The organism is Shewanella sp. UCD-FRSSP16_17 (assembly GCF_001675935.1).
Taxonomy (GTDB): domain Bacteria; phylum Pseudomonadota; class Gammaproteobacteria; order Enterobacterales; family Shewanellaceae; genus Shewanella; species Shewanella japonica.
The window spans coordinates 911,652-935,257 of sequence record NZ_LZFV01000001.1 but is presented as its reverse complement, the minus strand read 5'-3'; the positions used below and the strand labels follow the sequence as shown (position 1 = coordinate 935,257).

At 39.3% G+C, this 23,606-nt stretch carries 23 protein-coding genes and 1 riboswitch; of the genes, 19 read left to right on the top strand and 4 right to left on the bottom strand.

The window, feature by feature from the left end:
* Window positions 1-5 precede the first annotated feature (5 nt).
* From A9267_RS03975 to A9267_RS03940, 8 genes are all read left to right on the top strand, one after another.
* Entirely contained in the window at window positions 6-1,472 is a 1,467-nt protein-coding gene (locus A9267_RS03975) for a NarK family nitrate/nitrite MFS transporter (protein ID WP_055024379.1), read from the top strand.
* A 69-nt stretch (window positions 1,473-1,541) separates the two neighbouring features.
* On the top strand, window positions 1,542-3,416 hold the full coding sequence (locus tag A9267_RS03970) for a bifunctional protein-serine/threonine kinase/phosphatase (RefSeq protein ID WP_082972173.1): 1,875 nt from the start codon (window positions 1,542-1,544) through the stop codon (window positions 3,414-3,416).
* A 343-nt stretch (window positions 3,417-3,759) separates the two neighbouring features.
* Window positions 3,760-4,299 carry a hypothetical protein gene (locus A9267_RS03965; RefSeq protein ID WP_055024380.1) on the top strand — a complete coding sequence of 180 codons (540 nt, stop codon included), beginning with the start codon at window positions 3,760-3,762 and terminating at the stop codon, window positions 4,297-4,299.
* A 46-nt stretch (window positions 4,300-4,345) separates the two neighbouring features.
* Window positions 4,346-5,932 (top strand): beta strand repeat-containing protein, encoded by a 1,587-nt coding sequence (locus A9267_RS03960; RefSeq protein WP_065108306.1) that lies wholly within the window; start codon window positions 4,346-4,348, stop codon window positions 5,930-5,932.
* 142 nt (window positions 5,933-6,074) lie between these two features.
* Complete coding sequence (locus A9267_RS03955; RefSeq protein ID WP_055024382.1) at window positions 6,075-6,707, top strand: LuxR C-terminal-related transcriptional regulator; 633 nt, start codon at window positions 6,075-6,077, stop codon at window positions 6,705-6,707.
* Entirely contained in the window at window positions 6,704-7,291 is a 588-nt protein-coding gene (locus A9267_RS03950) for a curli production assembly/transport protein CsgE (RefSeq protein ID WP_231919042.1), read from the top strand. The genes A9267_RS03955 and A9267_RS03950 overlap by 4 nt, the downstream gene beginning before the upstream one ends.
* A 15-nt stretch (window positions 7,292-7,306) precedes the next feature.
* Complete coding sequence (locus A9267_RS03945; RefSeq protein WP_055024383.1) at window positions 7,307-7,714, top strand: curli assembly protein CsgF; 408 nt, start codon at window positions 7,307-7,309, stop codon at window positions 7,712-7,714.
* Window position 7,715: 1 nt separating this feature from the next.
* On the top strand, window positions 7,716-8,567 hold the full coding sequence (locus tag A9267_RS03940) for a CsgG/HfaB family protein (protein ID WP_055024384.1): 852 nt from the start codon (window positions 7,716-7,718) through the stop codon (window positions 8,565-8,567).
* A 76-nt stretch (window positions 8,568-8,643) separates the two neighbouring features.
* Here A9267_RS03940 and A9267_RS03935 read toward each other — a convergent pair whose 3' ends face one another.
* Window positions 8,644-10,401 (bottom strand): M61 family metallopeptidase, encoded by a 1,758-nt coding sequence (locus tag A9267_RS03935; RefSeq protein WP_065108305.1) that lies wholly within the window; start codon window positions 10,399-10,401, stop codon window positions 8,644-8,646.
* Window positions 10,402-10,627: 226 nt separating this feature from the next.
* Between A9267_RS03935 and hinT the strand changes: the two genes are divergently transcribed.
* The 10 genes from hinT to A9267_RS03880 all read left to right on the top strand — a co-directional run bounded on the left by hinT (window position 10,628) and on the right by A9267_RS03880 (window position 19,484).
* Complete coding sequence (hinT, locus tag A9267_RS03930) at window positions 10,628-10,984, top strand: purine nucleoside phosphoramidase (protein ID WP_065108304.1); 357 nt, start codon at window positions 10,628-10,630, stop codon at window positions 10,982-10,984.
* A gap of 10 nt (window positions 10,985-10,994) precedes the next feature.
* Window positions 10,995-12,017: a PaaI family thioesterase gene (locus A9267_RS22255; protein WP_080915506.1), complete on the top strand. Its 1,023-nt coding sequence runs from the start codon at window positions 10,995-10,997 to the stop codon at window positions 12,015-12,017.
* A 60-nt stretch (window positions 12,018-12,077) separates the two neighbouring features.
* Window positions 12,078-12,470: a YcfL family protein gene (locus tag A9267_RS03915; RefSeq protein WP_080915507.1), complete on the top strand. Its 393-nt coding sequence runs from the start codon at window positions 12,078-12,080 to the stop codon at window positions 12,468-12,470.
* Window positions 12,471-12,786: 316 nt separating this feature from the next.
* A riboswitch (TPP riboswitch) is annotated at window positions 12,787-12,896 on the top strand.
* A 74-nt stretch (window positions 12,897-12,970) separates the two neighbouring features.
* Window positions 12,971-15,157 carry a TonB-dependent receptor gene (locus A9267_RS03910; RefSeq protein ID WP_065108303.1) on the top strand — a complete coding sequence of 729 codons (2,187 nt, stop codon included), beginning with the start codon at window positions 12,971-12,973 and terminating at the stop codon, window positions 15,155-15,157.
* Window positions 15,158-15,289: 132 nt separating this feature from the next.
* Window positions 15,290-15,550 (top strand): YkoF family thiamine/hydroxymethylpyrimidine-binding protein, encoded by a 261-nt coding sequence (locus A9267_RS03905; protein ID WP_055024389.1) that lies wholly within the window; start codon window positions 15,290-15,292, stop codon window positions 15,548-15,550.
* 42 nt (window positions 15,551-15,592) lie between these two features.
* The gene (gene pnuC, locus A9267_RS03900) at window positions 15,593-16,252 is read left to right on the top strand and encodes a nicotinamide riboside transporter PnuC (protein ID WP_065108302.1); all 660 of its coding nucleotides are present in this window, start codon (window positions 15,593-15,595) and stop codon (window positions 16,250-16,252) included.
* 8 nt (window positions 16,253-16,260) lie between these two features.
* Complete coding sequence (locus A9267_RS03895) at window positions 16,261-17,265, top strand: phosphotransferase (RefSeq protein ID WP_065108301.1); 1,005 nt, start codon at window positions 16,261-16,263, stop codon at window positions 17,263-17,265.
* Between the two features lie 45 nt (window positions 17,266-17,310).
* Window positions 17,311-18,156, top strand: coding sequence for a DUF6279 family lipoprotein (locus tag A9267_RS03890; RefSeq protein ID WP_065108300.1), 846 nt, complete (start codon window positions 17,311-17,313; stop codon window positions 18,154-18,156).
* A gap of 93 nt (window positions 18,157-18,249) precedes the next feature.
* Window positions 18,250-18,840, top strand: coding sequence for an HvfX family Cu-binding RiPP maturation protein (locus A9267_RS03885; protein ID WP_055024393.1), 591 nt, complete (start codon window positions 18,250-18,252; stop codon window positions 18,838-18,840).
* Window positions 18,841-18,935: 95 nt separating this feature from the next.
* Window positions 18,936-19,484: an NAD(P)H nitroreductase gene (locus tag A9267_RS03880; protein ID WP_055024394.1), complete on the top strand. Its 549-nt coding sequence runs from the start codon at window positions 18,936-18,938 to the stop codon at window positions 19,482-19,484.
* A 56-nt stretch (window positions 19,485-19,540) separates the two neighbouring features.
* Here the strand turns inward: A9267_RS03880 and A9267_RS03875 are convergent, their stop codons facing one another.
* On the bottom strand, window positions 19,541-19,747 hold the full coding sequence (locus tag A9267_RS03875; RefSeq protein WP_055024395.1) for a hypothetical protein: 207 nt from the start codon (window positions 19,745-19,747) through the stop codon (window positions 19,541-19,543).
* Between the two features lie 210 nt (window positions 19,748-19,957).
* Window positions 19,958-20,683 carry a glutathione S-transferase gene (locus A9267_RS03870; protein WP_065108299.1) on the bottom strand — a complete coding sequence of 242 codons (726 nt, stop codon included), beginning with the start codon at window positions 20,681-20,683 and terminating at the stop codon, window positions 19,958-19,960.
* A 278-nt stretch (window positions 20,684-20,961) separates the two neighbouring features.
* Between A9267_RS03870 and trhO the strand changes: the two genes are divergently transcribed.
* On the top strand, window positions 20,962-21,939 hold the full coding sequence (gene trhO, locus A9267_RS03865) for an oxygen-dependent tRNA uridine(34) hydroxylase TrhO (protein ID WP_065108298.1): 978 nt from the start codon (window positions 20,962-20,964) through the stop codon (window positions 21,937-21,939).
* Window positions 21,940-22,091: 152 nt separating this feature from the next.
* Here the strand turns inward: trhO and A9267_RS03860 are convergent, their stop codons facing one another.
* On the bottom strand, window positions 22,092-23,606 hold the full coding sequence (locus A9267_RS03860) for a Ppx/GppA phosphatase family protein (protein ID WP_231919041.1): 1,515 nt from the start codon (window positions 23,604-23,606) through the stop codon (window positions 22,092-22,094).

Sequence of the window (23,606 nt, the reverse complement as noted above, 5' to 3'; positions counted from 1 at the left end):
GTCGTATGAGTTCTGAGAAATTTAATTTATTGTCGTTTTCGGGGAAGATGAAAACGCTGCATTTAAGCTGGATTGCATTTTTTATTACCTTTGTGGTTTGGTTTAATGCGGCACCCTTGTTAAGTGTTATTGCTGATAGTTTGGGATTAACTAAATCACAGATTAAAACCTTATTGATTTTGAACGTTGCATTAACCATTCCTGCACGGATTATCATTGGAATGGTGACAGATAAGTATGGCCCAAGGTTAACTTATTCTGTGCTTTTAGGTGTTTGTTCTATACCTTGTTTTATGTTTGCAGTGGCTAATTCATTTGAACAATTGGCATTAGCGCGCTTTTTAATTGGCTTTATTGGTGCTGGTTTTGTGATTGGTATTCGCATCGTCAGTGAGTGGTTTCCAGCGAAAGAGTTAGGTACAGCAGAAGGCATTTATGGCGGCTGGGGTAATTTTGGTTCAGCTGCAGCAGCATTTACTTTACCTGGATTAGCCATCTTTTTTGGGGGCGAAGACGGATGGCGATACGCGATTGGCTTAACAGGGTTAATTAGCTTAATTTTTGCATTTGTTTACTATTTTAATGTCACCGATACACCAAAGGGGTCGACTTATTTTAAACCCAAAAAAGCAGGTGGATTAGAAGTCACCAGTAAAGGGGATTTTGCTTTATTGATATTTATGAAGCTTCCTATGTACGCTACGTTAGCCTTGTTAGCATGGAAATTGTCGCCTGCTGGCGTGAGTATGTTAGCAGAGCAAACAACCCAGTTAATTTATGCTGGTTTAGTACTTATATTACTGGTGGACATTTATCAAACTTATCAAGTTAACAAAGATATTTTTGTTAACGAGGTGCCAGAGTTTGAGCGGTATCCTTTTAAACAAGTGGCCGTATTAAATGTGCTGTATTTCACCACTTTTGGTTCTGAGTTAGCCGTTGTATCAATGCTGCCGTTATTTTTTGCTGAAACATTCGGCCTAGGCATGGCGCAAGCTGGTATGGTCGCTTCAAGTTATGCCTTTATGAATCTAATGTCTCGACCTGGTGGTGGCTGGTTAAGTGATAAATTCGGACGTAAGAATACCTTACTCATTTTAACCGCTGGTTTGGCTGTTGGATACTTTGCGGTAGGCCAAATAGACGGTAGTTGGGCATTACCGCTTGCTGTTGTTGTGGTTATGGCATGTTCATTCTTTGTTCAAGGTGGTGAAGGGGCAGTATTTGCTGCCGTGCCATTAATTAAGCGTCGTTTAACTGGACAAATTGCTGGTATGACAGGAGCTTATGGTAATGTTGGGGCGGTGTTTTTCTTAACGGTTTACTCAATGGTTTCAACCTCTGTATTCTTTTACGTTATTGCTATTAGCGCTGTGATTGGTTTCATCACATTATTCTTTATGACAGAGCCCAAAGGTCATATGGCTGAGGTGAATGAAAAAGGTGAAGTCACACTAATTAGTGTTAATTAGATTTTTATTTATCTCAATCACTAACACCGTATCACTAGAGCGATACGGTGTTGGTGTTTAAAGGGTTTTATGCAATCACATCTAAAAAACCAAGCATTGAGTCATGTCACTAACACAGGACATGATAAAGAAACCGACGTTGAACAAGACATTATATTGTCATCATCAGACACTGGTTTAACTTTGTCGAACAATAAGCAAGAACAATTACCAATATCGGGTGCTCTTGAAGTGCATGCGGGGCAATATTCAGATAAAGGCCGAAAATCAGAAAATGAAGACGCAATCGGTATAAAAATTCCAACCGGATTAATGTTAACCACTAAAGGTATTGTGAGTGTTATCAGCGATGGGGTGAGTGCGGCTGAAGGTGGTGCGAAAGCATCGGCTATTAGCGTATCTAACTTCATCGCTGATTACTACTCAACACCCGAGTCTTGGAGTGTTTTAACGTCAAGTACACGAGTATTAACTGCACTTAACCGTTGGTTGTATGGTCTTGGTCAAGACTATAGAGATGCTCGTAAAGGCTATGTTTGCACTTTTAGTGCTTTGGTATTTAAGTCTTGTTCTGCGCACATGTTGCATGCTGGAGACTCTAGAATATACCGATTCAGGCAAGGCGAATTAGTTAAAATAACCCGAGATCACAGCACATCAGTAAATGAATATACAAGCTATTTAACCCGAGCTTTAGGTATGGATGTAAACCTTGAGGTTGATTATAAGCAGCTGAATGTCGAGGTTGGTGACTTATATTTACTAACAACTGATGGTGTTCATGATGTGTTGACTGATCATGAATTAAAAAAGATGTTAGCTGTATTTCAAGAAAATAATATCACGATCTCAGATCAAGCTTGCGAGCACTTCTGTCAGCAACTCACTGACAAAGCTTTCAAGTTTGATAGTAAAGACAACCTTAGTGCTCAATTAATTTCAGTTTCACAATTACCCACTCAAGCGATAGACGATGTTTATCACAAGCTCGCTAGCCGTCCTTTTCCGCCTCCAATGGAAGTAGGAATGCGTTTAGATGATTACGAAATTATAAAAGTGATTCACCAAAGTCAGCGCAGCCAGGTGTATGTTGTCAAAAATAGTCAAGGCGAAGTACGTTGTATGAAAACTCCATCAGTTAATTATATTGATGATGGTGCATATATAGAGAGATTTATGCTTGAGAGCTGGATTGGCCACCGAATCAATAGTCAACATGTAGTTAAAGTCGTTGATCACCACCTTAATAAGTCGGCGCTCTATTATTTAACAGAATATTTAGAAGGCTTAAGTTTGGCTGACTGGATGGCACAACATCAACGAGGTCCAGTTGAAGAAGTATTACAATTACTCAAACAAATTGAAACAGGCATTCGCGCGTTTCATCGTAAAGAAACATTACATCAAGATTTAAAGCCAGATAATATTTTTATTACTCGTGAAGGGGTGGTGAAAATAATTGATTTCGGCGCTTGCCATATTAAAGGTATTGCCGAAATAACAACGCCGCTAAAACGCGATCAAATTCTTGGTACTGCAGATTACACATCACCTGAAGTGATTTTAGGGTATCAAGCTGACGGGCGTGCTGACTTGTTTTCATTTGCTGTGATAGCGTATGAAATGTTAGCAGGTGAGCAACCTTTTAAAGGTCAGTTGGCAAAATGCCATCAGCGCAGCGACTTCTTAAAGCTAAATTATGTACCTGTTTTCAAAACAAATCCTATGGTTCCGGAGTGGATGGATACCGCATTAGAAAAAGCCTTGTCTATAGAGCCTTCATTTCGTTTTGTTGATACGAATGAATTTATTCATGCTTTAACCACGCCAGCAAAGGCTAAGCCTAGAACAACCATTCCTTTTATTGAGCGAAACCCTGTAAAGTTTTGGCAAACAGTCAGTGTAATTTTGCTTATCTGGACACTGTATTTATCACTTGTGTGATGAGTATAAATCAAGTTTATTCTGCTCAAATTCGTAATCCATTTTAGTCAATCTTGTTTGTCCAATACTTAATCTTGTTTTCCATTCCTGCTTTGCAGCTCAACCTTTCGTTATATGTCATTTTAATGGCGCTTTTTAATATTTTAATTACTTATCAATGTCTTAGCTTGTTTAGTTTGATAATTCCATATAGTACAAAAGTGGGGGTTAGGATACATTTTAGTCTATTGGTCTAAGTTCCTTTAATACTCGGGGTGGATTCAGAACACATTATATCGAGTAATACTAAATTCACTGGAAATGTAAAGGGAATAACTCTTTTACAAAGTGAAGGGCAGGAAGCATGGACTTATTCAAGCGTGAACAATTACATCGCGTTAAAACAATAGCAGGGATGTTATCTGTTGCTGTATGTCTAGCTTCTTTTCCTAGTTTCAGTCAGTCAGATTTAAGTGATTTTGATGAACTCGCAAGTGGGACCAATATTGCTCGAGCTGTTCAGGATGGTAGCGATAACTCATTAAATTTAAATCAATCTGGTGTAGATAATCAATCTAGAACATTTCAAAACGGTTTCACAAATACGATAAATATTGACCAGCAAGGTTCACAACATTATGTCTTGGCATCGCAATTTGGTGCCAATGTAGAAGCTGAAATATTGCAAGTCGGTGTTGGAAATGTCGTTTTATCTGCTCAGCAGGGTGAAAACCTACTTTTAGATGTGATGCAAACAGGAACAGGAAACGTAGCTTTAATACAACAAAGTGGTTACGAGAATTCAATCGAGATCCAGCAGTACGGATCTGGGAATGCAGTAGGTGTACTCCAGTGGGGTAATTCGCAACACGTTGAGGTAACTCAGCAATGTTGCAGTAATTAACCTTGATTAAATTAATTAATAATACACAGTAAAGGGAAATACGATAATGAAACATTCTAAATTAGCAATATTAGTGTCAGCTGCGATTTTAGCGTCAAGCAGTGCATATGCAAGTTCTGATAATGAAGCAACCGTTGATCAAACCGGTAATGGCAATGGTGCCACTGTTACTCAAGTTTTGAACAGCGAAAATAATGATGCATTTATTACTCAATCAGGTGATACGAATACCGCGTCAGTAACACAAGAAGATACTTCTGAAACAATGGGCTCTATTACTCAAACAGGTAATCTAAACCAAGGTAGTATTTTTCAGCATGATGATACACAGTCTGCGACAGGTATTATCAGCACAACTGGTAATGAAAACGTAGCTGCTATCGAACAGCGCTTCAATAATGGTGCAAATGCGGCCTCACTTGTAAATCAAAATGGCGATAACAATAACGCTAATATTTTACAGGATAATGGGGATGCAGCTAACTCTACAATTAATCAAAATGGTTCAGGTGATATTGCGGACATTTATAACCATTGGTCTGATTATGCAGATGCCACAATTACTCAAGCAGGTGGACCTTTGAATAATGCTTCAATTATTCAAGAATCTTCAGATGGTGCAGTTGCTTCGATTGATCAAAATGGTACTGGTAACCAATCAGTTGTTAGTCAAACGACATTGAACTTTGGTTATATAGCTAGTTCTGATGATACTGTTGCTGCTGTTAGTCAAGAAGGTGACAACAATATAGCAAATACGACTCAAACTGGTTTATCTAACGATGCAAATGTAATGCAAATGGGTAACGACAACCAAGCATATGTTACTCAATCTAATTTAAATAATATGGCAGATGTTGATCAAACGGGTGATAGTGGCTTAGCGACTGTAACTCAGGACGGTGAGAATGGCCAAGCAATGGTCGCTCAATCAGGATTTAGTCAAACTGCCACTGTAACGCAATCTGATTATGATCAAATGGCAAATGTAACTCAAAGTAACTCTGGTAACTCTGCAACAGTTACTCAAAGTGGTTCAGCAGCTGGTATGGGGAACTCTGCCACAGTTGATCAAGCGGGTACTGATGATACTGCAATCGTTATGCAAAGTGGTGACTCTAACACGGCTTTAGTTAGCCAAACTGGTTCTAGTGTTTCAAATGATATTAATGTTTACCAAACTGGCGCAGACAACTATGCTGGTGCAAAAACTGGTTATAACGCAGATAACACTATTACTATCACTCAAACTGGTAATGGGAATTCTGTAACGGATAACGCTAATTCTTCAAGTTTCTATGGCACAGGATATGGTGCTGGAACATGGGGTAGCAATAATACCGTTAATATTACTCAAACTGGTAACGATAACAGTGCATATGCTGACGGTTCAAGTAATGGTTCAATGGTCGATATCGTACAAACAGGTGATATGAACGAAGCGATTGGTGAGTCATGGCTTGGTTCTGGCAATGATATCGATATCTTGCAAACAGGTTCAGATCATTTTGCTGATGTTTATGCCAATGGAAGCATGAATACTACCTTAGTTACTCAAACTGACATGGGCAACAGTGCAGTTGTGACTCAAGTGGGTTCAAACAACATGGCAACTGTTACTCAAGGTATGTAGTACTAAAGTATACAAAAGGGATTTTAAACACCCTTTAGGCTAATTGTTAAAGCCAGATTAGCTTGCTAATCTGGCTTTAATGATACAGGTACAGTATCAGATGTAAGTTACTTTGTTTGTTTAATCACATGGAGTGTAAGTGATGTTTAAAGTTATCAATTGGATGATTGTTTCACGTTCGCGGTTACTTGTTGATTTACTTGATTGTCGTTGGCCACAAGAGTTCTTGGTCAAACTAGCGAAAGCAACCCCTGCGACGATGAGCTCGCAGCTGTCTGAACAGCAAATCTCTCTTGTGGTTTTTGATTTAGCCACCATCGATTTACAACAAGCTTATCAATTACAAAGGCTCATTGAGAGAGAGCACTATGTTGTCAAAACCGTCTTTATCAATTTTCCTAAACAGGTTGACGCTAAATTTTTAATTCATCCAGCAACTACTTCTGGCGCATTTTATACCGATGCAGATTTAGCTGAAATTAGTAGCGGCTTTAATGAGATCCTTAAAGGAAGAAGTGTTATTCCAAATGATTTACATAAATCATTAATGGGCTTTGAGAATGAAGATGAAAGCGAACACCTTACCATTCGAGAAAGAGAAGTATTACAAGCTTTATTGACCGGTAGCACTAATCTTGATATCGCAAACCAATTATTTGTGAGTGAATCAACGATTAAAACTCATTTATACCGCGCATTTCGCAAAATTGGGGTATCTAGCCGTGGCCAAGCCATTGCGTGGGCCCAAACTCATATGCATGAGGTGAGAGTGTGAAGATAACGCTTCCGATTCTATTGTGTTTAGCTTGTGCGTTTGTGTTTACTGCAAACCAGGTAAGTGCGGCTGAAGATAAGAAATTGGAAGCGATATCTGAAACCTCAGGGTTAACAAATCCTGAGATTAAACCCGCTTCTGATGAAGTTGTCCCAGAATCTAAAGCGTCTGTTGCGCAAGAAAACTCTTTAAAAAAATCAAACACCGAAACAGTCGTTGTCAGTGATGCCAAACCTAAACGTGAATCGGACTTGATTGAGGGCTTGATCCTTAATAGAGCGATGACACGAATAGGGCATCAGTTTTATCGTGAATTTGTGAGTGCTTATCGGGATATTGGCGGTGCGACTAAGCATTCGGGAATTACGGTTATTGAGCAAGCTACCGCGCGAAGTGGTAGTAAAATTTTAATCCAACAAAATCGAAAAACAATCTTTGTCACTTTTATTTCGCCTATTAGTCGAAATTTGGAACAACAAGTTAATTATGCCGCTAAAAGAGTGAATACCGCGGTAATAAAACAAAATGAACAAGCAGTGTTAGGGGCTCTTTTAGATCCTGACCTTGCTCCTGACGAATTCTAAGCAGGGAACGCCAAAATGAAAAAAATACTATTTAGCTCAATTTTATTATTATTTTCAGTTGAGTGTTTAGCAACTCAATTGATATATCAGCCTGTTAACCCCGCTTTTGGTGGTAGTTATTTAAACGGCTCATACTTATTAGCAAATGCTGCAGCGCAAAATGATCATCAAAGCAGCTCTGGTTCAGGATATACGCCGCCCACGGCATTAGAGCGTTTAGCCAGTTCTTTAGAGTCTCGGTTAATGTCACAGTTATTTAATGACGCCGCAAATGGTGGCGAAGGCTACTTGTTAACAGATGACTTTGAAATAAACGTTGTGAATGAAGATGGCGCATTGATTGTTCACATCACGGATATTTTAACAGGCGAAACAACCATCATTGAAGTCGGCGGTATCGTTGATACTGGTACCGGAGGCTAATATGAACAAGATTATTATATCGGCTCTTGTGGTTATGCTATCAGCTTGTTCATCAGTGGATGAAGAGTTCGAGAATATTGATGCAACAACCAGTTTAATGCCGAAAAGTGAAACTTATTACGATTTAATTAGCTTACCTTTTCCACAAGGTGCGATGGTTGCGGCAGTTTATGATTTTCGTGATCAAACTGGGCAATATAAGCCGATTCCATCCAGTAACTTTTCGACTGCTGTACCGCAATCGGGGACCGCTTTTCTAGCTCAATCTCTTAATGATTCTTCGTGGTTTATTCCAGTTGAACGTGAAGGGCTACAAAACCTGTTAACAGAGCGAAAAATTGTTAGAGCAGGACTCAAAGGCGATGCAAGCAAGTTACCTCAACTGAATAGTGCACAAGTTTTAATGGAAGGCGGTATTGTGGCTTATGATACCAATATTAAAACAGGTGGTGCAGGTGCGCGCTACTTGGGTATAGGAGCATCAGGCCAATATCGTGTTGATAGCATTACCGTTAACCTAAGAGCAGTTGATATTCGAACGGGTAGATTATTAAGTAGTGTGACTACAACTAAATCGGTTATTTCAAAAGAAATCACCGCAGGGGTTTTTAAATTTATCGATGCGCAAGAATTGCTGGAAGCAGAAGCGGGTTACACGTCTAACGAACCTGTCAGTTTATGTGTAGCATCAGCAATCGAAAGTGCAGTAGTACATTTAATTGCAGATGGTATCTGGAAAGGCGCATGGAGTTTAGGTGATTCTGCAACAGGTATGCAAAATGAAACCTTACAAAAATATTGGTTAGAAGCGCATAGTGAAGCCCGAGTAAGCGAAAGAATTAAACGTGGTTAAACCCCGTATTTTTTAATCGTTAAGCTAACACTAAAAAGGTGCCATAGGGCACCTTTTTTATTGAACTAGCGAAGGTTTATAGCCATATTTTGAGTTTTTTCTCATCATTGATAGATAAACTAATTGTATCTTTTATAGCAAGTTTAATTGGCATTGTGCCTTGCATTAACTCATCTCGTCTAAACCAATGTAGTGCTAACTCTGTGTCCAATTCTTTAGATTGTAATTGCTGTTCAAATTGGCTATCAACCTGTAAGTCATTGGCTGCAATGAGTAAGTCACCAGCACTTAAGCCTGCTTGATGCGCTGGGCTGTCGTTGGTAACGGTTAGTACTTTGAGACCGAATGCCTCTGCTTTGGTTTTAGCGCCAAATGCAATATTAAGCCCTTTAGTTTCACCGCCACCTAAATCAGTAGCCCCGGCACTGGTACGCAACGTCATGGTGATACCAACTTTATTCAATAAAGGTTCAAGTGGAATATCTTGGGTATTATTTAAATAAACAAATAAATCATCACAGTTACGGTTTAGTAGCTTCTCAATAATACGCTGATGTGTATCACCCTGAGTGCCAATGCCTTTAGCTCCATAGTCATGCCAAAGCGCCAACATGACATCGTTTAAACTGTGTTTTCCCTTGGTTTCAATGCGAATAGTTAAATCAAGGTATAAAGCGAATAAAGCCCCTTTTGTGTAGTAACTAACAATGGCATTGTTGGCATTTTCATCTTGCTTATAAAACTTGGTCCATGCATTAAAGCTTGAGGATGACAGTGTTTGTTTAAAGCGACCTTGTGAACGGTAAACCCGTGTCATAATTTCACTTAACATGGTTAGATATTGGTTCTGGCTGACACAACCACTGCGATAAGTTAATAGATCATCGAAATATGAGGTAATGCCCTCATAAGCCCATAATTGCTCAGTATAAGCCTCTTTAGATAAATCAAATGGGGTAAACTCAGCAGGCTTTATACGTTTTACGTTCCAGCTATGAAAATACTCATGACTGCATAACGATAGATAAACGCGATAATCTTTGTTGACCTCATGGGTCATGTTTGTTGGCAAATCTTTTCTTGAGCACATTAATGCGGTGCTTGCACGATGTTCTAATCCACCAAAGCCATTACCTAAAACAGTCGTTAAAAATACGTAGCGATCAAAAGGAGCTTGACCGCCAAATAAGTTGATTTGATATTCGCATATGGCTTTTAAATCCTGGCATAAACGAGGCAATGAAGCATCATGTTTACCACTTAACACAACATCATGGGGCACACCGCAGGCTTCGAAACTGGCTATTGCAAGTGGGCCCATTTCTACGGGATGGTCGATAAAATCATCATAATTATCTGCGTAAAACTCACCGAAACCGTATTGTTCACCAGCGGTTCTTTTCATGCTGGTGGCAAGTTTCCAGTCTTTAAGTTCATCAAGGGCTGGTTTGGCTATCGTTAGTGTGTGCTTGGTATGCTCTAAGCCTTTGGCACTTAAAAACACGCTACTGCCATTAAAAAAACCATGGGTTGTGTCTAAATGAGCAGAGCGCACAGATAAATCCCAAGCATAAACCTGATATGAAATTTTAATAAATGACTGACTGTTTTTACATTGCCAAGTTTGCTTATCGAGTTGTTCGATTTCAATTGGCGTGTTTTGCTCATCCACTGCGGTTATTTCAATTAGATTTCTGGCAAAATCACGGATCATATAACTGCCTGGAAGCCAAGAAGGTAAAGACAATATCTGTTGTGGTTTTGCATCTTGAATAGTTTGAGTGACTTCAAACAAATGTGCTTTAGGATCGATAGCAATGATGTGATAATGCATGAGCAATTTCCAAGTAAGTAGGTGTTGCTGAAAAGAAATAAGAACGAGAAGAAACCCAATGCTGCCAAATTCATTACTAATGTGCAAATCCATCTGTACATGAATAGTAACAACTGTTTATGGTTTTGACTGGAGTGACAAACACTGCAGTTGATACTATAAGATAATCTAGCCAAGCATTGCGATTACCCACGTTAACTAACGCATAATAAAAGGATGATGACACATGGCCGAAGAAACCATTTTTAGTAAGATTATTCGTCGTGAAATCCCAGCGGATATTTTATTCCAAGACGAGTTGGTCACTGCATTTTGTGATATTTCCCCTCAAGCGCCAACGCATATTTTAATCATTCCAAATCACTTAATTCCGACAGCTAATGACATTAAAGCGTCAGATGAGCTTGCACTCGGACGTATGATGACTGTTGCAGCCAAACTAGCTGCAGAAGCTGGTATCGCCGAAGACGGGTATCGGTTAATTATGAATTGTAATAAGCATGGTGGCCAAGAGGTCTACCATATTCATATGCATTTGGTGGGCGGTAAGCCACTTGGCCCAATGTTAAGCCGTAAAGACTAAGTAGCCATTAATGAAAATAAACAGTGAGTTTTTCCCGTTAACTGAAGTGGCCACGCGTTTTGTTGGCCAGTTAGCACATTGTCGTCGTTTACAAATCTCGGTTCTTGAAGCCAGTGAGCACCATGTACTGTTAGAGTTGCCATATAGTCAGGACATTATTGGCGATCCTGATACTGGTGTTATTCATGGTGGTGTCGTCACTACGTTAATTGATACTGCGTCTGGTACGGCAGTGGTCAGTGCGATTTTAGAAAAATATCAATCATTAGAAATATCACCCACGTTAGATTTGCGGGTTGATTATATGAAACCTGCAGAGCCAGATAAGCCTATTTTCGCTTTTGCAGAGTGCTATCGTTTATCCTCTAATGTTGCTTTTACTCGTGCAATTGCTTATCAAGACAGTATTGATGATCCCATTGCTCATGCTGTTGGTTCCTTTATGCGTATTAGCCCTGAAATGGTGGGGGAAGAGTTTCGTCAGGCATTAATGGGGGAATCAGATATCAAGGTCAATGAGTTAGCGACTGAGAATGGGACTACACTTACTAAAGAAGCAACTACTCAGGCAAGTCTTACTGATATTGTGGCGGCAGAAATTAATGTCCATGATATTGTAAAACGAGCAATAGACTTAAACGATTACAGTTATTTACTGGCGAAAGTGCCTTATACACAATTCATCGGCATGAGTGTTAATCGCTTTGGTGATGAAATGGTGTTTAAATTACCCGCTAAAGACGACAATATCGGTAATCCTATTTTACCTGCCATTCATGGTGGTGTGATTGCTGGCTTTATGGAAATGTCTGCCATCGTGCAACTAATGGTGTTTATGCAAGCTAAAAAAGTGCCAAAAATAATCGATTTTTCAATTGATTATTTACGAGCAGGTTTGCATCAAGATACGTTTGCAGAGTGTAAAATTACTCGCCAAGGTCGCAGAGTTGCAAATGTGAGTATTAATTGTTGGCAAACAAACAGAAAACAGCTTATTGCGACAGCAAGAGCGCACTTCTTGTTAGATCAATAATAAGATGAGTGAAGCGCTTTAATACCTATGGGATTCACATTCACAGTGTTAAAAGGATAAATGATGAAGATTTCAATCGTAATAGTAACCTTATTTTTGTTGATGACTGGTTGTGCAAATCACACCGCTGGATTATCAGCAGGATCTAATGGTGTTGTTCGAGTCGACAATAATTCATTTTCCCGAGAAGTTGGTATTGAGCAAGTCAGAGTCCGCACTCAAGCTGATTTACTGCAAGGCTCCGCACTGATTTTAAGTAAAGTGTCTACTGATTTAAGACTGCAGTATAAATTTACTTGGTACGATGCAAACGACTTTACTATTGAAGATGAAGGCGTGAGTTGGAAATCATTAAAACTACACGGTAAGCAGCAAATGCAGGTGAGTGCGTTAGCGCCAAATGCCAATGCTACCCGGTTTGAAGTGTATGTGAGAAAAGCGTTTTCAAATTAATCCTAACGTCACTTATTTAGAGCGTTACGTGCATCATACCGTGCATAATTGGTGATGATTTAGTGATTCATTAGCCGTTGGTTTTCTTCTCACTGAGTCCAATTTGGCCGCTAAATAAACTCATAATAAAACACCCAATAATAGGGTGTTTTTTTTATGGTTTAAATACCACAATTTATTACATGCCTTCGTGCTAGTATCACGCATTTTGTGCTCTTATTAATCATTCAATTGTTTCTGAAGCCAGCTTGTATTGATTTAGTTAATGAAAAGTGTTCACTAATAGTGTCGCACTTTAGTTGAATCGTTTATAATCCGCCTCGCCAAGGGGTGTTTGCGTTTTTTTCGTAAACTGAGATGTCTTATGACAAACCCTTAGAACCTGATCCGGCTAATACCGGCGTAGGAATGGGCTGCATGCTTTACTTGCTATTTTTGTCATGGATGCACAAACTAATTCACTATGCTTGCCGGATCTCAAAATGAATATTTGAGGTCCTATGTCTTTATTTAAATCAAAATCGCCTTTGGCGGTTGCCATTCTCGCCGCTTTATCTACTTCAGCTGTCGCTCAAACTGAAAATATTGAACGTGTTGCACCTAATGCCGAAAAAATGGAAGTGATTGTTGTTAACGCTGACTTTAGTGGTGTTGAACTTGAAAAAGTTCCATCGAGTGTCACTGTCATTGATAGCCAACAATTACAAGATGAAGGTGCTCAACATTTCGAAGACGTATTAAATTCAATCGCCAATTTTAACTGGTCTGGTGGCAGCTCGCGTCCTAAATATTTTCAAATTCGTGGTGTCGGTGAGCAAGAAGAATATCAAGGTGCCCCTAATTCATCGGTTGGTTTTATTGTTGATGATATCGACCTCTCGGGTATCGGCATGGTTTCTAGCATGTACGATATGCAACAAGTTGAAGTCCTTCGTGGACCTCAAGGTACCCAATACGGTGCTAATGCATTAGCGGGTTTAATTTATTTAAAAAGTAACGATCCGACGGATGTGTTTGAGCATGGCGCCCAAGTGTCACTTGGTGATGATGACTTACAAACATTTTCTGGTTTTAGCTCTGGCCCACTGAGTGATTCAGGCAAATTATTATATCGCGTATCGCTTGAGCAGCACTCACAAAATGGCTACCGCGATAATACATATCTTGAGCGTGAAGATACCAATGCCCGTGATGAGTTTACCGCTCGTGCAAAATTACGCTGGTATGCTGCTGAAAATGTCCAATTAGACTTAACTTTACTGCATGCAAATTTTGACAATGGCTATGATGCATGGACATTAGACAATAATGGTTTTGAAACCATTACTGACAAACCTGGTGTAGACAGCCAAAAAACCACAGGTGTAGGCTTTAAAGCGATTTTCTCTCAATTCGATACGTTTGAATTAACCTCATTGACCTCATATGCACAAACAGACCATCATCATAATTACGATGGTGACTGGGCTAACCCTGATTACTGGGCATCAAAAGAATGTCCAGCTTATGACGAGAATTGGGCTGTGATTGGTACTGAACCATGTGTTTATGATTACACTTGGGACAAACAAGGCGATCGTAAAACCATTTCTCAAGAATTCCGCATTAGCTCAAATGATGCAGGTCGAATCTTTAATGATTCTACAGACTGGTTAGTGGGTTTATATGGCATGAACCTTCAAGAAGATAATGACTTATATTCTGAATACAATGGCTGGCCAGATGAAGTCTTAGTGTCAGAGTATGAAGCAACTAACTATGCCATTTTTGGACAAACCGACACTCAGTTTGGTGACGGTTATGTATTTTCTGCAGGTCTTCGTTTAGAACGCAGAGAAAGCGAATACAGTGACAGTAACGGCGATGAGTTTAGCCCAAGTGAGAACATGTGGGGCGGACATTTAGCCATTTCTAAAGTGTTAACTGATGATCATAACGCTTACTTTAGAATTGCTCGAGGTTACAAAGCGGGTGGCTTTAACATGACATTGCCGCCTGAATTGTCCGACAAAAAAGAGTTCGATGCTGAAACCTTATATAACTATGAACTAGGTTTGAAATCGACATGGTTTGATGGCGATGTAGCAACCAATGTTGCAGTGTTCTATATGGATCGTCAAAACCAACAAGTTTCAGCATCTCAACAAGATCCTGATGATCAGCAGCGCTTTATTCTATACACAGAAAATGCTGGCAGTGCTAAAAACTATGGCGCCGAGGCTGACTTTAATTACTATGCTACTGAAAATATACAATTTTATGGTAGCGTCGGTTGGTTAGAAACTGAGTATGGTGATTATCAATATAATGATAAATATGGCAACGTTATTGATTTAACGGGCCGAGATCAAGCACATGCACCTAAATTTACTTACAGTGCAGGCATGAGCTATGTGAGCGATTCTGGCTGGTTTACTAACCTAAATGCGAGTGGTAAAAGTGACTTTTATTACTCAGATAGTAATGAATCTAAGTCAGATGCCTATACTATTTTCAATGCTCGAATTGGTTATGAATCTCAAATGTGGTCAGCATACTTATGGGGCAGAAATCTATTTGATGAGCAATATGGCGTCAGGGGTTTTTACTTCGGTAACGAACCTGATCTTGATTGGGCCGACAAGCRATACGTAAGATATGGTGACCCTCGTCAATTAGGCATTACATTAGATGTGAAGTTTATGTAGAAATGATAAGTCATTATTGAAGATAATTTCTTTAATAATTACAACAGTTTTACGCTATGTAACAGTAAAATACCGCCATAGTTTGCTAAACTATGGCGGTATTTAATTTAGTGTAATATCGAGGAATGTAGAATGAAATTAACTGCTGAAATCAGTATGTACCCATTTAACGAAAACTACTTGGATCCCATTAAATGGTTTATCGGCCGTGTAGACAGTTATAGCAATATAGAAAGAAAAACCAATGCGATGGCCACCCAAGTATGTGGTGAATATGCAGATGTGATGTCTATGCTCGCTGTAGAAATGGAAGCTGCTCACCAAAAGTGGGGCAAAGCGGTATTTGTGTGTAAGTTCATCGGTGGTGAGCTGGATTTAAGTCACACTGAATAACTAAAAAACTGCTGTATTAGCAAATAATAAGAAGTTAACACTATGCTTGATGAGATTTTACAACCAATACAAACGGCGATATCTGAAGCGTCAGCAATGACCGGATGGGAGGCTATTGCGGTTATATTGGCGATCGCCTATTTAGTCCTGGCCATGAGAACGAATATCTGGTGCTGGGCTGCGGCGTTTGTCAGCACGGCAATATACACAGTGTTGTTTTGGAAAGTCTCATTATTAATGGAGTCGGTGTTAAACGTTTATTATATGGCGATGGCGGTTTATGGTTTTTGGCTATGGCGATACGGTCAAAAAGAGACTGACAATACCGAGCTACCTATTGTCAGTTGGTCATTACAAACTCACCTAATAATTATTGGTGTGACTACTGTTATAGCTTTGGTTGTCGGCTACCTTATGGCAAATAACACCTCAGCATCGTTTCCTTACCTTGATGCATTAACAACATGCTTTGCAGTAATGACGACTTACTTAGTGGCTAAAAAAGTGATTGAAAACTGGTATTACTGGATGGTGATTAACTCGCTGTCGATTTATTTATATTTGCAAAAAGGCTTAATGCTAACGTCTGGTTTATTGATTTTATATCTCTTTATGGCCATTAGCGGTTACTTCATGTGGCGTAAAAAAATGCAGCAAGATAATGGTGTCACATCCATATCACTTAATAAAAGTGCCTGTTAATCATTGTTATGAACAAGGATGAACCTTGGGAATATCTACCAAATGCACTAAAGCAGGCCTTACCGCCAGCATTAGCATTATTGATTAGCCAACAATGTACTCGGGTTGAAAAGTTATCTACTGGACTCAGTAACACGAATTATCATTTGCACATGGATGGCAAAGATTGGGTTGTTAGAGATAACCTATCTATAGCGCAGTGGTGTGATAGAAATAATGAAGTCGATTGCTGGAAAAATGTCGCGGCGATGTCCATTGCGCCCACATTATTATGGATCAGTGACGACAAACGTTTTTATATCAGTGAGTTTATTCAGCAGGTGCAATTTGACTGGTCAACCGTTTACGATGAGTTTGGTTTTAACCAGCCTGTAAGACCTACTCAGTCAATTTACCCCGTCGATCCCGTCCCATTACTATTGCAATTACTCAATCAGCTTATAACACTACCATTACCCGACAAAGTGGTGAGCTTGTCAGGGCAGTGGCAAATATATCTTGATGATTTACTTCGTCTAGCACAATCTCAGCAGGCAGGATTATTAACCCAATATCATGCTGATTGGCGCGCTAACTTTCAGCAATTATTAGCCATGCAACCACAAATGGATGTTTGGGTTAATGATGCCGAGTCTTGTTTAATTTCACCACAATTTTGTCATCGTGATTTAACGCCTTTTAATCTTTTACTTAAGCAAGACAAACTGGTTTGCATCGATTTTGAATATTGCGCGACCAGTCATCCGATGTTTGATCTCGCCTCGGTGATTGCTTCTCATCCTTTAACACCACAACAAACGGACGAACTAACATCACAATACTTGTCATTACACCGTAATTTATCGGTTGATGCGCCAAAATTCATGCTCCAAATGATGAACATATTTTGGATGTATTCTGCAGCTTGGGCGTTAATGATGGCAGGCAGGAGCTTGTTAGATGCCAAAGAGCACGATGAAGAAATTGCATCATATTTTATCTTGTTCAACAAATACCTATCTTTAATCTCATAAGCCTATTATTCTTAATTTAGTATCGCTAATTAGGGAGAATGCAAGTTGAAAAAGTCATTGATTCCATTGTTGCTGGTGATGTTTCTGGCGGGTTGTTCCACCAAATTTAGTTATTTTTTTCTTGATTGGGCTATCGAGTGGCGAGTTGAAGAATACGTTACCTTCGATGATGAGCAGCAAGAAAAGTTTGATGTATTACTGGATAAATTTCTGGTTTGGCATCAAAAAGATGAGTTAGTTCGATACAGTAGTCAATTAACATCCTTATCAGTTGCCATCGAAAATCAAACCTTAACGCCCGAAATGTGGCAGCAACAAGTTGTTGACGCTAAAGCACATTGGTTTCGTATTTTTAATTTTGTGTTACCTGATTTATTACCGATTTTATCCAGCTTTAGTGATGAACAAGCAGATGAGCTAATTGCTCAGCTCAAGAAAGATAACCAAGAACTTAACCAAAAGTATGCAGGTAAAACTCAACTACAATTAGTTAACGAATCAAATGAAAAGCTTCAAGACCGTATGGATGATTGGTTAGGTTCAGTATCTGATGAACAAGCAGCTTTAGTTGCTGAATATAATCAACAACGTGTGGCGACCTTGGATATGTGGTTAGAGTACCGTTTAGATTGGTTAAGGCAATTTCAAGTTGCAATCGAGCAGCGGGATGAAACGGCATTACTTGAACAAAGAATGCGTCTATTAATGACCAATCCTGATGAATTAAAATCTGCAGCTTATCAACAACATGTGGAACAAAATACCCAATTATTTGGCCAACTTATTATTAAAATCAACCAAAGTTTAAGTGCTAAACAGCGTAAACATTTTACTCGTAAGATGTCTGAATTAATTGAAGATTTTAGTGACTTATCTAAAGAAATTAAATAAACCCCACTATGTGAAATGCATTTTTAGTCGTGGTAGTTGAAAGTTTTTTTCTACGTATTAGGTCTAGTGAGACAGAAGATACTATTTAAGGGAATGAACATGGTAAATTTATACCAACAATTTTTAGGGTTTTTGAAGCATATTGAAGGCTTGGCCCCATTAGCACTTAGAATTTATTTAGCGCCAGTGCTAATGCAAGCCGGTTATAACAAACTATCACACTTTAGCGATACAGCAGCTTGGTTCGGTAACCCAGACTGGGGCTTGGGTTTACCTTTTCCTGAAGTGATGACTGCGTTGGCAGCAGGGACAGAGTTTTTTGGTGGATTTTTATTGTTAATAGGTCTGGCGACGCGATTAGTTGCGATTCCAATGATGTTCACTATGTTTGTGGCGGCGTTTGCTGTACATATTGATAATGGCTGGCTTGCTATAGCGGATGCGAGTTCATGGTTAGCGAATGATAATGTTGCTGCGTCCGCAGAAAAGCTGGCGGCAGCCAAGTCGATTCTTCAGCAGCATGGTAATTATGACTGGCTGACGAGCTCAGGTAACTTCGTCATACTTAATAACGGTATTGAGTTTGCCATTACGTATTTGTTCATGTTGCTTGCATTACTTATGCTTGGCGGTGGTCGCTACACCAGTGTTGATCACTTTATTGGCAAACGATTTTTATCTTAATCTGCCTTTTCTGAAAAACAATGCGATTAAAAAATTCCACGTTAATGTGGGATTTTTGTTAATATCTTCCTGAATTCAGTAAAAAGGACACTCCATTGGACGCATCAGAATTATTACTTACTCGTCAATCTACACCACGATTAACCCTACCAGCACCGAGTGAATCTCAGCTTGATTTTATCCTTAACGCAGCGGCTCGGGTTCCCGATCATGCAGCATTGACGCCTTGGGAGTTTATTATTGCTACCGGTGATGGTTTGGATAAACTGGCCGAAGCGTTTGTAGAAGATGCAATAGCTAAAAACAAAGATGAAGCTTATATAGCGAAGGCAAAAGTAATGCCGCATCGCGCACCAATGGTCATTACGGTTGCCACCAAACAGCATGAGCATCCTAAAGTTCCGGTATTAGAGCAGCATATAGCAGCAGGTTGCGCCACGATGGCTATGCAGCAAGCTGCATTTTCGTTGGGGTTAGGTGCTGTGTGGCGAACGGGGAGTTTTGCATTTAGTGACATTGTGAATAAAGCGCTTGGCTTAAATGCTGATGATCAAATCGTAGGTTTTTTATATATAGGTACACCAGCAGTTAAAGCACCGGTTAAGCCATTAAAACCAGGCCGTCAATTTACCCGTTATTTATAGGTGAAAGTAAATTGTGAATAATAAGTGGCTCAACAGATGGTTAGCCACTTATTAAGTTATTCTCTCGGATCTAACGAGTCTAGCGGCAGTAGGTTTTGAAACAGGTAATAACCTAGAGGCCCAAAAAATAGGCTTATGGTGCCCCATACATAACGTTTAACGTCGTCAATATGAGCCCCAGTAGTGATTGCGCGATAGCAAAACATAATGTGCAACATGATCAGTAATATGATCAGTAGTACAACCAAATCCATTTGTTCCATGTCTACATCCTTGAGCGCTGCAAAAAGACTAACTTAAGCTTAATCCTATTTTACTATTTAGCAGCTATTTCAATATAAAATCCATCTTATAGATGACATAAACTACTGCAGTCATTATTCATAATTCAAGGATGTTTGTGCATATATATACAAAAGGTTGATTTATCGTTGATTAAATAACCAATCTATCGAGTTTTTGGAATAATGGAGCTAACTATCTGATTTTAATCTTGTCTGTTTATTGGTGTCATCAAGCCATAATGGATACTTCACCATCACAGCTTTAAACAACTCACTTTCCATGTGGGCAGTCAGCCAACGTCTAACGTGTTGATATGGACTTTGCTCAAACCAAGGTTTATTGACGTGAGCAAACTGTCTAATAAATGGAAAAATAGCGAAATCAGCAAATGTCGGTGTATCTGCCATTAATTGATTTTTATCAGTTAAATGTTCTTCTAGGCACTGAATAAATTCGCAAGCCCGATCGCGATAATATATTTCATCAAACTCTGGATGCCTGTCAGCATATTTATATTTATCTAACCAAGGTTTGAACTCAATGTCATTTTTGTTGATCAGTTTTTCAGTACTTTCATCATCTAATGATTCAAGTAGCGAGATATAAGCATTGTCGCATAAGTATTCAGAGCACTTATTAGGGTAGTTAGATAAAGAAAAACGGGCAATATCAAGACTTTCTTCCAATATATTTTCAGCGCGTTTAGCACTTTTGTCCTCACTTTCCCCAGCTGAAACATCGTGATGTGCATTAATTACCAACACAGGGACTGTTCCTTTAGGCGAAACAGCCAGCATGGCTTCGGGTTTATTACGCAGTTCAATTTCTCTTACATCTGGGTTGAGTGCAGATAAATGCAAGCCTAATCTGGCTCTCATTGCATAAGGACAACGTCTGAAACTGTATAAAATCATGAGGGTAGACTTCTTTATAGGGCATAGTATTGAGTCATTTGGCAGTATTTTAAGTCCTTATGGCGATAATTGTTAGTTAAAATCTGCGATGGCGATTTTTTATTTGTGATCTAAGTCTTATTTATTTGGCTTTGATGCTGTGAGCAAGGTACAATTCTGCGCTTTTATTTGATGACGATCACCATCTTGCGGTTGCCAGACGGTATTGGAATCAATAATTCGGTTAATTATTCACTAAACATGCACTGGAAATTAAGTTTCAGCTAGCGGAGAAAAACATGTCACAAGTTGTCGTATGTGCCTTATATAAATTTGTAGCCTTACCCCATTACGAAGCGATTCGTGCTCCTTTATTAGATAAAATGGAATCCTCTGAAATCCGTGGTACTTTACTGCTGGCAAAAGAAGGTATCAACGGGACCGTAGCTGGTTCGCAACAAGCTATAGATAGGCTTCTTGAATGGTTGGCAACACAAGACGGGTTAGCTGATATTGTTTACAAGTTATCTTTTGATGACAACATGCCGTTTTATCGCACCAAAGTGAAATTAAAAAAAGAAATTGTCACCATGGGTGTAGAAGGTATTGATCCCCGTGAAGTGGTTGGCACTTACGTTAAACCAAAAGATTGGAATCAACTTATATCTGATCCTGAAGTGCTATTAGTCGATACCCGAAATGACTATGAAGTACAAATTGGCACCTTCAAAAATGCTGTTAATCCGGTTACCGAGACGTTTAGAGAGTTTCCTGAGTACGTAAAAGAAAACCTTGACCCAAATAAACACAAAAAAGTCGCCATGTTTTGTACCGGTGGTATCCGCTGCGAAAAATCGACAGCTTATCTAAAAGAGCAAGGCTTTGATGAAGTTTATCATCTTGAAGGTGGCATCCTAAAATATCTAGAAGAAGTCAAGCCTGAACAAAGTTTATGGGAAGGTGAGTGCTTTGTTTTTGATAACCGCGTTGCAGTTAACCATCAGCTTGAAAAAGGGGTTTATGACCAATGTAATGCGTGTCGTATGCCAATCACCCAAGAAGAAATGCAAACAGACGCGTATGTTCAAGGGGTAAGTTGCCCGCACTGTATTGATAAAATTTCAGATGAGCAACGTCAGCGCTTTATTGAACGTGAACGTCAAGTTCAACTAGCAAAACAACGTGGTGAGGCGCATATTGGTAGTGAAGTAAAACAAGTCATTGCACAGCGCCGGAAACAAAAAGAAACCCAAAAACAAGCGCAAAACGAAAGCTAGTTAAAGCGCTCTTTATATCAGTTTGCTTTTACTAAGCATTAACAAATTACTGCTCTTTAATTAGGCCTAACAAGATTCAAGAACTATTTAAGTACACGTTATGAATAATAGCGTGTACTTTTTTTGGGCATTCTTATGAGTTAAAGTTTAACCTACTTAAAGCTCAAATTAATCCCTATAGTGGCTAACTTCTTTTGTTCGGCATATAAGTCTTGTATTAATAACTCGCTGCGTTGAATTGCTTCTTTATCCTGCTCTTTGCGCTGCGAAAACTTAATCGTCAAATCTGCTTGTTGCGCTTTAACTTTTATTTGTTGGTTGCTGCTGGATGTTCGGCCTAAATTAAACAATACAGCGAGACGCAGAAGGGTTAATAAGCGCGTAAAAGCTTGGCGCTGAATCTCATCAGCTATCGTCATTGCAGGATAGTTTAGTTTTTTTCGATGATTGCCTACCAGCAAGGCTAACATTTGCTGTTGTTGCTGGTTAAAACCCGGTAAGTCACTATTTTCGAGAATGTAACTTCCGTGCTTGTGATGTGATTTTGAATTAATCGAAATGCCAATTTCGTGGAGCTGACAAGCGCCTTCCAGTAACCAACGATAATCTGCTAATTGCCATGAATTACTGACTTGCTCAAATAAGGTTAAAGCAGTTTTAGTCACCTTAGATGCTTGGTTAACATCAGCATGATATAGCTGAGCCAAACTCGATAATGTGCGTTGCCTAATATCATCTTGTTGTTCAATCTTGGCAAGCTCATAGAGGACACCTTCTCGAAGGGCACCTTTTGCAGCTTGCAAATGTTCAATTCCCAATTGCCGAAAAAAACTGATTAAGATAGCTAAACCTGCAGCAAGAAGAGGGATCCTTCTTTCATCTAGTAGCTCGAATTCAAGCTTGTCGATACTACCGACATTGATGAGGTGTTTCTTTAACGCTAAAAGGTTTTTACTGGTTATACCTTTGCCATTATCAGTTACTTCACTGATGGCGAGCGTGATGGCTTTTGCTGAGCCTGAACTCCCTAACACGAGTGACCAATCTTGATTAAAGTAAACTTGGCTTAAGCCTGAAAATTGCTTATCTGCAGCTTGAATAGCTTGTTTAAACGCTTCTTTTGTAAGGTGTCCATTTACAAAAAAGCGTTTGTTATAGCTAACGCAGCCACATTTTAAACTGGCTAAGTGTTTAGCGCGTTTTTCATTACCCACAATCACTTCTGTTGAGCCACCACCAATATCGATAACTATATTTTTTTGTTCAAGCACTTGGCTGTGGGCGATACCGGTATAAATTAATCGCGCTTCTTCATGACCTGAAACAACATTAATTGGGTAGGGCAGTACTTTGCGGGCTGCGGTTAAAAAAGATTGGCGATTTTTGGCTACCCGTAAGGTGTGTGTGGCGACAATTTTGACTTGAGCTTTCGCTAAGTTTGAAAAACGCTGACTAAAGTCTTTAAGACATTGAACACCATTTTCGATTGCAACTTCTGCTAACACATTGTGATTATCAAGGTATTTGGCTAGCTGCACTTGGCGTTTTTCTTTATGCAACACTTGCAAAAGCCCGTCTTGTTCACGTGCAATAACTAAGTGAAAACTATTTGACCCCATGTCGATAGCGACAAAATGTTGCGAGTCTTGTGCAATAACATCAGCCAA